Below are 13,033 nucleotides of genomic sequence, written 5' to 3'. Positions count from 1 at the left end.
AGAAAAACAGCGCCAGACGGCGCTGTGGGTGGTCGTGCCTGCAATCCGTGACTGCGGGAAATAAAAATGCTTGCAGGCGATAACAGTATCTACAAGATAGGCTGTTTCTCCCCCGCTAGTAATCGTCGCGGTCGTCGTCTTCGTCCGGCTGTTCGAGCACGCTGTAGGCCACTGAGCAGAATAGCGAGTTCAGACGTAGCATATCGCCCAACAGCGCCAGGTGCAGGGTACTGGTTTCAATACTCTGTACGTTCTGCTGATGCAGGCGGTCAACGTGGGCATGCGCATAGCGGCGGTTCATGATGCGGAAGCGATGCTTGCTACGGCGCAGCCGACGGGCGGTGGTAATGTCGCCGGAGAAGAATACCGACATGGCCAGCTGCAAATTACTCAGCAGCAGTTCATGAAGGCTATCCAGCTCCTTTAAGCCCTCAATCGAGAAGGCGCGTCGCGCGGCGAGCGATTTATCGGCAATCTCGCTGCCCATACGCTCAATAATGTCCGATGCCTGTTCGAGGTTGAGCGACATCTCAATAATCTCCGCCCAGCGGCGAGACTCTTCTTCGGCCAGTTCGTCTTTTGGCATTCGCGCCAGATAGAGCTTGATGGCGGTATACAACACGTTGATATCATCCGCCTGCTTGCGCAGGTTTTTCTCTTCGCGCGGCTCGCCGTTCATCACCTTTTTCAACCCTTCCAGCATCTGCTCGGTGGCATCGCCAATACGCAGCGTTTCGCGCGCGGCGTTCGCCAGCGCTAGGGTCGGGGTGTCCAGCGCGGTCACGTCCAGATGTTTCGGTTTCAGGTGCGCATCAAGTTCAGGTTCATCACGGATCAAGCGTTTGCACAGACGCGCCATCGGCTCCGCAAACGGCACCATAGCGATGCAGCGGATCAGGTTATAGAAGACATGGAAGTAGATAACCAGCTCGGCTTCCGGCAGCGGCAGCTTTTGCAACGTGGTCGCCAGGACGTGGACGAATGGCAGGATAATCAGGCTGCCCACCAGCTTAAACAGCAGGCTGCCCAGCGCCACGCGTCGGGCAGAGGCGTTCGCCGCGCTGTTGTTGAGCATGGCCAGCAGACCTGATCCCAGGTTGGCACCAATGACCAGGCATAGTGCGACCGGGAAGGAGATCACCCCGGCGGTGGTCAGCGTCGCGGTTAACAGCACGGCCGCCAGGCTTGAGTAACTGATGATCGCAAACACGGCACCAATCAGCGCATCCAGCAGGATATCGCCGGTCAGCGAGGCAAAAATAACCTGCACGCCGTTCGCCTGGGTGATAGGCGTTACCGCCTGCACAATCAGCTCCAGCGCGAGCAGAATCAGACCCAGGCCAATCCCCACGCGCCCAAGCTGCCCTTCACGCGTCTGTTTGCGGCCCAGGAAAAACGTCACGCCGATAAAAATCAGCAGCGGCGACAGCCAGGAGAGGTCAAAGGTCAGGATACGCGCCATCAGCGCGGTACCAACGTCAGCACCGAGCACAATCACCAGCGCGGGGGTCAGCGCTACCAGATCCTGGGCGACAAACGAGGTGACCAGCATGGTCGTGGCGTTGCTGCTTTGCACCAGCGCAGTGACGCCAATACCCGCGCAGAAGGCGAGCGGTTTTTTCTCAACGCTACGGCTGAGAACGGTACGTAAGCGTGCGCCAAAAACGCGCATGACGCCGGTACGAACAATGTGGGTGCCCCACACCAGCAGGGCGACAGCAGAAAGCAGGTGTAGCAGAGTTAACACGGAATCAGCTTCTCCTTATCGTTATAGGTTCCAGAGGTTCAAGGCGTCAGCACTCTGCCGGATGGCGTATCCGGCAGACAAACAATCCCTACGTAGGACGGATAAGCACAGCGCCATCCGGCAGCCGCCGCGAACCTTCTTTTAGTATAAGGGTTTACTCACAATAAAGAGACAGGGTGCTCATTGAGCACCCTGTTAGTTGTAAGGAAAGATGACAGTTTTGTGAATCAGTCTGCGTCGTAACCGAGGTTAGGGGCCAACCAACGCTCCACTTCCGCGACGTTCATTCCTTTACGCAGCGCATAGTCTTCAACCTGATCGCGCTGAACCTGCGCCACGGCATAGTACTTACTGTCTGGATGGCTGAAGTACCAGCCGGAGACCGACGCGCCGGGCCACATGGCGAAAGATTCCGTCAACTTCATGCCGGTGTGCTTTTCGACATCCAGCAATTCCCAGATGGTGCCTTTTTCCGTGTGTTCCGGGCAGGCCGGATAGCCCGGTGCCGGGCGAATACCCTGGTAGTTTTCGCGGATCAGTTCTTCGTTGCTGAGGTTTTCGTTTGGCGCATAGCCCCAGTAAACTTTACGCACCCGCTCATGCAGATATTCGGCAAACGCCTCTGCCAGACGGTCTGCGATAGCCTTCACCATGATTTTGTTGTAATCATCGTGCTGAGCTTCATACGCGTCCGCCAGCGCATCTTCTTCCAGACCACCGGTTACGGCAAAGGCACCAATATAGTCCGCTTTACCGGAATGTTTTGGCGCCACAAAGTCAGACAGGCAGTAGTTAGCAAAGCCAACCTTCTCGGTCTGTTGACGCAGGTGGCGACTGACGTTCAGCACGTGGGTGCGCGTTTCATCACGGTAAATCTCCACGTCGTCACCGACACGGTTGGCCGGGAACAACCCAACCACGCCGCGCGGGTTGAGCGCTTTCTCGGCGCTCAATTTATCCAGAAGATCGTTGGCGTCTTTGAACAGGCGCTTGGCTTCTTCCCCCACCACCTCATCTTCCAGAATGCGCGGGTATTTACCCGCCAACGACCAGGTCATAAAGAACGGCGTCCAGTCGATGTAGTTACGCAGCGTTTCAATACTGGCTTCAACCTCCTGCACGCCCAGACGATGGGCCACCGGCGGGGTGTAGCTTTCCCAGTCAAACGCCAGGTCGTTTTCGCGCGCGGCGGCCAGCGTCACCGGCGGAGTGCGCGGTTTCTTGCGCGCGTGCTGAATGCGTACGGTTTCATACTCTTTGCGCGTGCGGGCGACAAAATCGTCATGCTGAGTATCCGACAGCAGCGCCGCCACCACGCCCACGGTGCGCGAGGCGTTCTGCACGTAGACCGTTGGGCCGCTGTAGTTTTGCTCAATTTTGACCGCGGTATGGGCTTTTGAGGTCGTGGCACCGCCAATCAGCAGCGGGATCGTGAAGCCCTGACGCTCCATCTCTTTGGCCACGTTGACCATTTCGTCCAGCGACGGGGTGATCAGCCCGGAAAGGCCTATCAGATCGGCATTCACTTCGCGGGCGGTTTTGAGGATTTTCTCCGCAGGCACCATCACGCCAAGATCGATAATTTCGTAGTTGTTACATTGCAGCACCACGCCGACGATGTTTTTGCCGATGTCGTGTACGTCGCCCTTCACGGTGGCGATCACCATCTTGCCGTTACTCGAACCTTTCTCTTTGCTGGCTTCGATGTACGGCTCCAGATAGGCCACCGCCTGCTTCATGACGCGGGCGGATTTCACCACCTGCGGCAGGAACATTTTCCCCTCACCGAACAGATCGCCGACCACATTCATGCCGTCCATCAGCGGCCCTTCGATAACTTCAATCGGGCGCGCCGCCTGTTGACGCGCTTCTTCGGTATCCAGTTCGATAAAGTCGGTGATGCCTTTGACTAAAGAGTATTCCAGGCGTTTATTCACTTCCCAACTGCGCCACTCTGCCTGTTGCGCGTTGGCGGTATCGTCGGTTTTAGTGCCGCGATATTTTTCCGCCAAATCCAGCAGGCGCTCGGTGCCGTCGTCACGGCGGTTGAGGATTACATCTTCTACCGCATCTCGCAGGTCAGCAGGAAGATCGTCGTAAATCGCCAGTTGTCCGGCGTTGACGATGCCCATGTCCATGCCGTTGCGGATGGCGTAGTAGAGGAATACCGCGTGGATTGCTTCGCGCACCGGGTCGTTGCCGCGGAACGAGAACGAGACGTTGGAGACGCCGCCGGAAATGAGCGCATGCGGCAGCTCACGTTTAATATCTTCACAGGCGCCGATAAAGTCCTGCGCGTAGTTGTTGTGTTCTTCAATCCCGGTTGCCACGGCGAAGATATTCGGGTCGAAAATAATGTCTTCCGGCGGAAAACCCACCTCTTCGGTCAGTATTTTGTACGCCCGGCGGCAAATTTCGATTTTACGGGCGCGAGTATCGGCCTGGCCCTGCTCGTCAAAGGCCATCACCACCATGGCGGCACCATAGCGGCGCACTTTTTTCGCATGGTGGATAAACAGATCCACACCTTCTTTCATCGAGATGGAGTTAACAACGCCCTTGCCCTGAATACACTTAAGGCCTTTTTCGATGACTTCCCATTTAGAAGAGTCAATCATGATTGGCACGCGGGCAATATCCGGCTCACCGGCAATCAGGTTGAGGAAGCGCACCATCGCCGCTTCGGCGTCGAGCATCCCCTCATCCATGTTGATATCGATAATCTGCGCACCGCTTTCCACCTGCTGACGGGCGACAGCCAGCGCTTCGTTATATTTTTCTTCTTTGATCAGGCGCTTAAACTTTGCCGAACCGGTCACGTTGGTACGTTCGCCGACGTTCACGAACAGGCTATCGTCACCGATATTCAACGGTTCCAGACCGGCCAAACGGCAGGCAACCGGCAAATCAGGCAGCTTACGCGGCGGCAGCCCTTCAACCGCACGGCTCATGGCGGCAATGTGTTGCGGCGTGGTGCCGCAGCAACCGCCGACGATGTTGAGGAAGCCCGCTTGCGCCCATTCGCCAATTTGCGCAGCCATAGTGTCGGCATCGAGGTCGTATTCCCCAAAGGCGTTCGGCAGGCCAGCGTTCGGGTGCGCGGTGACGTAGCAATCGGCGATGCGCGAAAGCTCTTGTACATACTGGCGCAACTCATCCGGGCCTAGCGCACAGTTAAGACCAAAGGTCAGCGCATCGGCGTGGCGTAATGAGTTGTAGAAGGCTTCTGTGGTCTGGCCGGAGAGCGTACGCCCGGAGGCATCGGTAATGGTGCCGGAGATCATAATCGGCAGGTCGACGCCCAGCGCTTCAAACTCTTCTTTTACGGCAAAAATAGCGGCCTTAGCGTTTAAGGTATCAAAGACGGTTTCAATCAGGATCAGGTCGCTGCCGCCCTCCACCAGCGCTTTGGTGGATTCACGGTAGGCCGCCACCAGTTGATCGAAGGTAATGTTACGGTATGCGGGGTCGTTGACGTCCGGTGAGATGGACGCGGTGCGGTTGGTTGGGCCAAGCACCCCGGCCACGTAGCGCGGTTTGTGCGGCGTGCGTGCCGTCCACTCGTCTGCGCAGGCGCGCGCCAGTTTGGCCGCCGCAAAGTTGATTTCCGCCGACAGGGATTCCATCTGGTAATCCGCCATGGCGATAGTTGTCGAGTTAAAGGTGTTGGTTTCAATGATATCCGCACCCGCTTCAAAGTAGGCGCTATGGATAGCCGTAATCACTTCCGGCTTACTGAGCACCAGCAGGTCGTTATTGCCCTTCAGGTCGCAGGGCCAGTCCGCGAAAAGCTCGCCACGGAAGTCCTGTTCGCTCAGACGATAGCCCTGGATCATGGTACCCATGCCCCCATCCAGAACCAGGATACGTTCATTTAACTGCTGACGTAATTGTTCAACTTTGCTGCTCACACTCGCTCCCGACAACGCTCAACGAAACCCAGAAAAAAGGCAATAAAGCATACTGGCATAAACCGAGGTGGCGGAAAAGGAAACAACCGTCTACATGAGACAAGTTCAACATCACTCATCGGAGCAGTAATACGAACGGTTGTATTATAATCAATAAAAACGAAAATAATTTCCACGATACAGAAAGGAGTTGCGATGGTAGCCAACGTTCCCGCTAAACGCGGCAGAAAGCCCACCACTGCCGCCGCACCCGCGACGGGTCAGGTACAATCATTAACCCGTGGTCTGAAACTGCTGGAATGGATTGCCGAATCTCATACTAGCGTCGCGCTCACCGAGCTGGCGCAGCAGGCTGGATTACCCAACTCCACTACCCACCGTTTACTGACCACCATGCAACAGCTGGGATTTGTGCGTCAGGTTGGCGATTTGGGACACTGGGCGGTTGGCGCACATGCGTTTATCGTCGGCAGTAGCTTCCTGCAAAGCCGTAATCTGCTCGCCATTGTCCACCCGATTTTACGCACGCTGATGGAAAACTCCGGGGAGACGGTCAACCTGGCGGTGCTCGACAAAAGCGATCACCAGGCCATCATCATTGATCAGGTTCAGTGTACGCAGTTGATGCGTATGTCGGCTCCCATTGGCGGCAAGCTGCCGATGCACGCCTCCGGCGCGGGGAAAGCCTTTTTGTCGCAGCTGACGGAAGAAGAGGTGACAGGCCTGCTGCACCGCAAAGGGCTGCATGCTTACACGCATGCGACGCTCGTCTCGCCGCTGCATTTGAAGGATGATCTGGCCCAAACGCGCAAGCGTGGCTATTCGTTCGATGATGAAGAACATGCGCTGGGTCTGCGCTGCGTGGCGGCATGCATTTATGACGAGCACCGCGAACCGTTTGCGGCGATTTCGATCTCCGGGCCTATTTCCCGTATTACCGATGACCGCGTGACCGAGTTTGGCGCGATGGTGATTAAGGCGGCGAAAGAGGTCACGCTGGCGTACGGTGGGATTCGATAAACAAAATGCCCCTTTGGGGCATTTTCGGTAGGCCTGATAAGCGTAGCGCCATCAGGCAGATCGGCGCACATTGCCGGATGGCGGCGCAATCGCCTTATCCGGCCTTCCCTCTGCTCCGTAGCGCACGCTAAAACGCTGGCGGCGGCGGTAAGCGTAAACATCCTCTACGTGCCCGTTTTTAATCCGCGTTTGTAGACCTCGCCAGTAGTCGGCGCAGAACAGGTCGGCGTGCATCTCTTCGAATAACGGCCCAATGCGCGGGTCGGCGCAAAGCCAGTGACGAAACTCTTCCGGGAATACATCCCCCGGCGAAACGCTGTACCACGGCTCACTTGCCAGTTCATCCTCCGGGTAGCGCGGCGGCGGGATATGGCGGAAATTCACCTCCGTCATATAACAAATCTCATCGTAATCGTAGAACACCACCCGCCCGTGGCGGGTGACGCCGAAGTTTTTGAACAGCATATCGCCGGGGAAAATATTCGCCGCCGCCAGTTGGCGGATAGCATTGCCGTACTCTTCAATGGCGTCGCGTAGCTGCTGGCCTTCGACACGTTCAAGCCAGATATTGAGTGGCACCATTCGCCGTTCAATATAGAGATGACTAATGGCGATTTTGTCCCCCATATCGACGATTTTACTTGGGGTTTCCTGTAATAACAGCGCCATCAGCGCCGGGTCGATTTGCCGCTTGTCCAGCACGAAATTCTCATATTCCTGGGTATCCGCCATACGGCCCACGCGATCGTGTTCCTTTACCAGCTGGTAGCAGGCACGAACGTGGGCGGCTGACATCTCTTTTTGCGGCGCAAATTTATCTTTGATGACTTTAAATACCCGGTCAAAGCCCGGTAGAGTGAACACCAGCATCACCATGCCGCGAATACCCGGCGCCTCAATAAATGATTCGTTCGCGCTCGCGATATAGTTCAGATATTCACGGTAGCTTTCGGTTTTGGCATGCTTCTGGCAACCAATCGCCATATACAGTTCGGCGGTGGTTTTACCCGGCAGAATTTCGCGCAGCCATTCAACCAGCGCAGCCGGTAGCGGCGCGTAAACCATAAAGTAGGAGCGGGCAAAGCCGAAAACGATGCTCGCCTCTTCGGTGGTGGTGAGGCAGGTGTCGACGAACAGCTCCCCTTCATCCGTGCGATGAACAGGAATTAAAAACGGCAGCGTACCGGTGGGCGTAATGAGTTTGCCAATAAGCCAGGCCGCTTTGTTGCGATAAAACAGTTCGTTGGCAATCTGGAGATGGGATTGATGCAGCGTCTCCGCGTCCAGCGTTTCGCACAGGTGCGCCATGATGTAGCCCACGTCGCGAAACTTGTTCTGCCACGGCAGGCGCAGCGGCAGGTCGCTAAGCATTTTGAAAATTACCGCTTCCCAGCCCGTTTCCGGGAAGAAGTCTTTGGCCAGCGGCCGGGGGATAGCACGAAAGCGGCGCTCCGGCTGCGAGCTGAAAATAAACATCCGCTCGGGGCTAAGCGAGCGGTGGTCGAATAACCGGCAATAGACCGAGTTGAAAAAGCTCTCAGCAATCTCGAAACGAGGATAGTCCGGCAATAAACGCGTGTATTGCGCCTTCACCCGCAGCAAAAAATCGGCGTCGGTGCTTTTGCCATCGGTAATACAGCGCAGCTGTTCAACCACCAACCCCACGTGGTGGTCGTACAGATGAATACGGCTTTTCATCGCCTGCTGTACCGCATGCCAATCGGCCTGCTCAAAACGCTGCTGCGCGCCGGAAGTCACTTCAAGAAATCGACCATACTGGGCGTCAAAGCCTTGCAGAATGGTTTGGGCTATCAGTAATTCCAGGCCACGCGTCATTGCATTCCCTCATCCGGCACACGGTCGTGCCGGATGGCGCGTTGGCTTATCCGGCCGACCTACTTTTGTCGGCCCGGTAAGCACAGCGCTACCGGGCGTTTATCAGAACTGCGATTCTTCGGTCGAGCCGGTCAGCGCCGTAACGGAAGACGCGCCGCCCTGAATAATGGTGGTGACCTTGTCGAAGTATCCGGTACCCACTTCCTGCTGGTGAGAGACAAAGGTGTAGCCGTCTTTTGCCGCGGCAAATTCTGGCTGCTGCACCTTCTCAACGTAATGCTTCATCCCTTCGCCCTGAGCGTAAGCATTGGCGAGATCAAACATGTTGAACCACATGCTGTGAATGCCCGCCAGGGTGATGAACTGATATTTGTAGCCCATGTCGGAAAGCTGCTGCTGGAAGCTGGCGATGGTTTTATCGTCCAGTTTTTTCTGCCAGTTGAACGATGGTGAACAGTTGTAGGCCAGCAGTTTGCCCGGGTATTTCGCATGGATCGCATCAGCAAAGCGTTTTGCCAGCTCCAGGTCCGGGGTCGACGTTTCGCACCACACCAGATCCGCGTACGGGGCATACGCCAGACCGCGGCTGATGGCCTGCTCAATTCCTGCCTGCGTGCGGTAGAAACCTTCGCTGGTTCGTTCGCCGGTGATAAATCCGCTATCGTATGGGTCACAGTCGGAGGTGATTAAGTCCGCCGCATCCGCATCGGTACGGGCAATCAGTAACGTTGGCACGCCCATAACATCAGCCGCCAGACGCGCAGCCACAAGTTTCTGAATCGCTTCCTGAGTCGGCACCAGTACTTTACCGCCCATATGACCACACTTCTTCACCGACGCCAGCTGATCCTCGAAATGTACTGCCGCTGCACCGGCTGCAATCATCGATTTCATCAGTTCAAAGGCATTGAGCACGCCGCCGAAACCCGCTTCCGCATCGGCAACGATTGGCAGGAAGTAGTCCACATAACGCGGGTCGTTCGGTTCAATGCCGTTTGCCCATTGGATCTGGTCGGCACGACGGAAAGAGTTGTTGATTCTATCCACCACCGCCGGTACTGAGTTCGCCGGGTACAGGGATTGGTCCGGGTACATGCTGGAGGCCAGGTTAGCATCTGCCGCCACCTGCCAGCCGGAGAGATAAATTGCCTCAATACCCGCTTTCGCCTGCTGCAACGCCTGGCCGCCGGTCAGTGCGCCAAGACTGTTCACATAACCTTTTTTCGATTCGCCGTGCAGCAGTCGCCACATTTTGGCCGCGCCGTGCTGCGCCAGCGTACATTCTGGATTGACCGAACCGCGTAATTTCACCACGTCTTCCGCGCTATACGGGCGGTTAATGCCTTCCCAACGCGGCTGAGTCCACTCTTTTTGTAATTCTTCGATTTGCTGAGTACGAGTTTTCATGTGCAGATGCTCCATATTGTTATGTGGTGAATTAAGCCAGCAGGCGGTAGCCCGGCAAGGTCAGGAAGTCGATCAGTTCGTCGGAGGTGGTGATTTGTTCCATCAAACGTGCGGCATCAGTAAAACGGCCACCGTTGAAACGCGCATCGCCCAGCTCCTCTTTGATAACCAGTAGTTCTTCGGCCAGCATCAGGCGGAATAACGATTTGGTTACCGGCTTGCCGTTGCTCAGCGTTTTCTGGTGATGGATCCACTGCCAGATGGACGTTCGCGAGATTTCTGCGGTGGCGGCATCTTCCATCAGGCCATAAATCGGCACGCAGCCGTTGCCGGAGATCCACGCTTCGATGTACTGCACGGCGACGCGGATATTGGCACGCATGCCCTCTTCTGTGCGTTCGCCGTCACAAGGTGTCAGCAGTTCTTCCGCCGTAATCGGCGCATCATCCGCACGAGAAACGGTTAGCTGATTTGGGCGCTCGCCGAGTATCTCGTTAAACACCGCCATTGCGGTATCTGCCAGCCCCGGGTGCGCAACCCAGGTGCCGTCGTGACCGTTGTTCGCTTCCAGCGATTTATCCGCTTTCACTTTGTTCAGCACCTGCGCGTTGCGCTCGGCGTCTTTGCTTGGGATAAACGCCGCCATGCCGCCCATCGCGAATGCGCCGCGCTTGTGGCAGGTTTTAATCAGCAGGCGCGAGTAGGCACTTAAGAACGCTTTATCCATCGTCACCACCTGGCGATCGGGCAGGATACGATCGGGGTAGTTCTTCAACGTTTTGATATAGCTGAAAATGTAATCCCAGCGGCCGCAGTTGAGGCCGACAATATGGTCACGCAGCGCGTGCAGGATTTCGTCCATCTGGAAGACGGCAGGCAGCGTTTCAATCAGCAACGTCGCCTTAATGGTGCCGCGCGGCAGATCAAAACGATCTTCGGCGTAGCAAAAGACTTCGCTCCACCAGGCAGCTTCCTGCCAGGCCTGGGTTTTCGGCAGGTAGAAATACGGGCCGCTCCCTTTTGCTAACAGCGCTTTGTGGTTATGGAAGAAATAGAGTGCGAAATCAAACAGGCTGCCGGGGATCGCTTCGCCGCGCCAGGTGACGTGTTTTTCCGGCAGATGCAAACCACGGACGCGGCAGACCAATACCGCAGGGTCAGGCTTGAGTTGATAAATTTTGCCCGCTTCGTTGGTGTAGCTGATGGTGCCATTGACGGCATCACGCAGGTTGATCTGACCTTCAATTACTTTGTTCCAGTCCGGGGCCAAGGAGTCTTCGAAATCAGCCATAAAGACTTTGACGTTGGCGTTCATGGCGTTAATCACCATTTTGCGCTCAACCGGGCCGGTAATTTCTACGCGACGATCCTGTAAGTCCGCTGGGATACCGCGCACCGTCCAATCACCATCACGAATGGAAGCGGTTTCCGAAATAAAATCAGGCAACTTCCCATCGTCAATATCCTGTTGCTGCTGGATGCGAGCAGCCAGAAGTTTGTTACGTTTAGGCGTAAATCGGGTCACCAGTTCGGTCAGAAACTCCACCGCTTCCGCAGTCAGAACCTGCTGCTCTTGCGCGCCAGAGGGCTTAAGAAAAGCCAGTTCATCGGTTGTTGTGGCCTGTTGTGTCATGGTGCTGCTCCTCGTTAATGATCCGAAAGGTATCCCCGTAAGATGAGCAAACGATCGTTGTCGTTTTTTTGCCCAACGTTTTTAAGCCTAATCAATAAAATTAAAAAATCAAAAACGATTTCCATTTTTATTTAAAAATAAATTCAATTCATTGATTAATATAGGAATAAATTTTAGAAATTAAGTGAAGTGGTTTTCGGAAACAAAAAAGGCACCCGAAGGTGCCTGATGAGGATGCTGAAACGCTTTAGGATCGTGAAGTGCAGTCGATCAATCTAACGTTGGGTTCATGTTCCGCAGATCGTATGGCGTGATCTGATAGACGTAATAGTTGAGCCAGTTGATAAACAGCAGGTTGCCATGACTTCTCCAGCTCGCCTGCGGTTTGTTTTCTGGATCGTTTTGCGGGAAATAGTTGTACGGGATTTCGGGACTTAATCCCGCATCAACATCACGGAAAAACTCGCTTGCTAACGTATCGGCATCATACTCCGGGTGGCCAGTGACGAAGGCAATACGCTTGTCTTTGCTGGCAAACAGGTAGGAATCACCATTTGCCGTTTCGGCTAAGATTTCGAGATCGGTATAGTCACGAATCAGCTTCGCCGGGAAGTCGGCGTAGCGTGAATGCGGGGCAAGGAACGTGTCGTCAAAACCGCGTGTCAGCAATGCGTGTGGGTGGAGAATATGGTGTTCATAAACGCCAGATAGCTTGTCATCGCGGGTTTGTTTTGGAATACCGTAGAGTATATTGAGTGCGGCTTGCACCGCCCAACAGACAAATAACGTTGAGGTGACGTGATCTTTTGCCCACTCCAGCACCTGCTGGATCTGAGGCCAATAGGCGACATCATTGAATTCAACCAACCCTAACGGTGCGCCGGTGACGATTAAGCCATCGAAATTCTCGTGGCGGATATCATCAAAGTTGCAGTAAAAGTTGTTGAGGTGCTCCGCTGGCGTATTACGTGATTCACGCGCATCAATACGCAGCAGCTGGATATCCAGCTGTAGGGGAGAGTTTGATAGAAGACGCAGGAATTGATTCTCTGTCTCAATCTTCTTGGGCATCAGGTTAAGGATAAGGACCTTCAACGGACGAATTTCCTGACCTGTTGCACGCGATGTCGTCATTACAAAGACATTCTCATCACGCAAAAACTTGACGGCTGGTAGCTCGTCCTGCACCCGAATCGGCATAACCTTATTACCTCACAGCATACGTATAAACGTTTAGACTTCCAGACACCTAACGATACCCAGAATCAGGTGAAATGTCGAGTCTGCATGTGGAAGGTGAGAAAGTTTCAATCAGCAAGGCGGGGGGAAAATGATCGGGCGGTTGGGTTTATCAGAAATGGGATGATATGTAGTGAGGGAGCTTCCCCGGAGTCGGCGTGAACGCCTCGTCCGGGCTACCTTCCGCACCATATTGTAGCCCGGGCGAACGCAGTGACCCCGGGAGTTTCACCGGTTCTG

The 13,033-nt window shown here is 55.1% G+C and carries 7 protein-coding genes; 1 reads left to right on the top strand and 6 read right to left on the bottom strand.

Annotated elements, in window-relative coordinates; all coding sequences use genetic code 11:
- Positions 1–115: 115 nt before the first annotated feature.
- Together ACIPDS_RS21490 and metH are read right to left on the bottom strand one after the other, a co-directional pair.
- The gene (locus ACIPDS_RS21490) at positions 116–1,747 is read right to left on the bottom strand and encodes a Na/Pi cotransporter family protein (protein ID WP_400740264.1); all 1,632 of its coding nucleotides are present in this window, start codon (positions 1,745–1,747) and stop codon (positions 116–118) included.
- Positions 1,748–1,974: 227 nt separating this feature from the next.
- Positions 1,975–5,658 carry a methionine synthase gene (gene metH / locus ACIPDS_RS21485; protein WP_400740261.1) on the bottom strand — a complete coding sequence of 1,228 codons (3,684 nt, stop codon included), beginning with the start codon at positions 5,656–5,658 and terminating at the stop codon, positions 1,975–1,977.
- 195 nt (positions 5,659–5,853) lie between these two features.
- Between metH and iclR the strand changes: the two genes are divergently transcribed.
- Entirely contained in the window at positions 5,854–6,678 is an 825-nt protein-coding gene (gene iclR, locus ACIPDS_RS21480; RefSeq protein ID WP_166517228.1) for a glyoxylate bypass operon transcriptional repressor IclR, read from the top strand.
- 51 nt (positions 6,679–6,729) lie between these two features.
- Here the strand turns inward: iclR and aceK are convergent, their stop codons facing one another.
- The 4 genes from aceK to metA all read right to left on the bottom strand — a co-directional run bounded on the left by aceK (position 6,730) and on the right by metA (position 12,754).
- Complete coding sequence (gene aceK / locus ACIPDS_RS21475) at positions 6,730–8,514, bottom strand: bifunctional isocitrate dehydrogenase kinase/phosphatase (RefSeq protein WP_400740257.1); 1,785 nt, start codon at positions 8,512–8,514, stop codon at positions 6,730–6,732.
- A gap of 102 nt (positions 8,515–8,616) precedes the next feature.
- Entirely contained in the window at positions 8,617–9,921 is a 1,305-nt protein-coding gene (gene aceA, locus ACIPDS_RS21470; RefSeq protein ID WP_166517226.1) for an isocitrate lyase, read from the bottom strand.
- Positions 9,922–9,952: 31 nt separating this feature from the next.
- Positions 9,953–11,554, bottom strand: coding sequence for a malate synthase A (gene aceB / locus ACIPDS_RS21465; RefSeq protein WP_400740253.1), 1,602 nt, complete (start codon positions 11,552–11,554; stop codon positions 9,953–9,955).
- Between the two features lie 270 nt (positions 11,555–11,824).
- On the bottom strand, positions 11,825–12,754 hold the full coding sequence (metA, locus tag ACIPDS_RS21460; RefSeq protein ID WP_400740251.1) for a homoserine O-succinyltransferase: 930 nt from the start codon (positions 12,752–12,754) through the stop codon (positions 11,825–11,827).
- Positions 12,755–13,033: the final 279 nt, after the last annotated feature.

It is taken from the genome of Kluyvera sp. NPDC087067, from assembly GCF_044745165.1.
Taxonomy (GTDB): Bacteria; Pseudomonadota; Gammaproteobacteria; order Enterobacterales; family Enterobacteriaceae; genus Kluyvera.
This window is presented reverse-complemented; position numbering and strand designations above follow the sequence as displayed.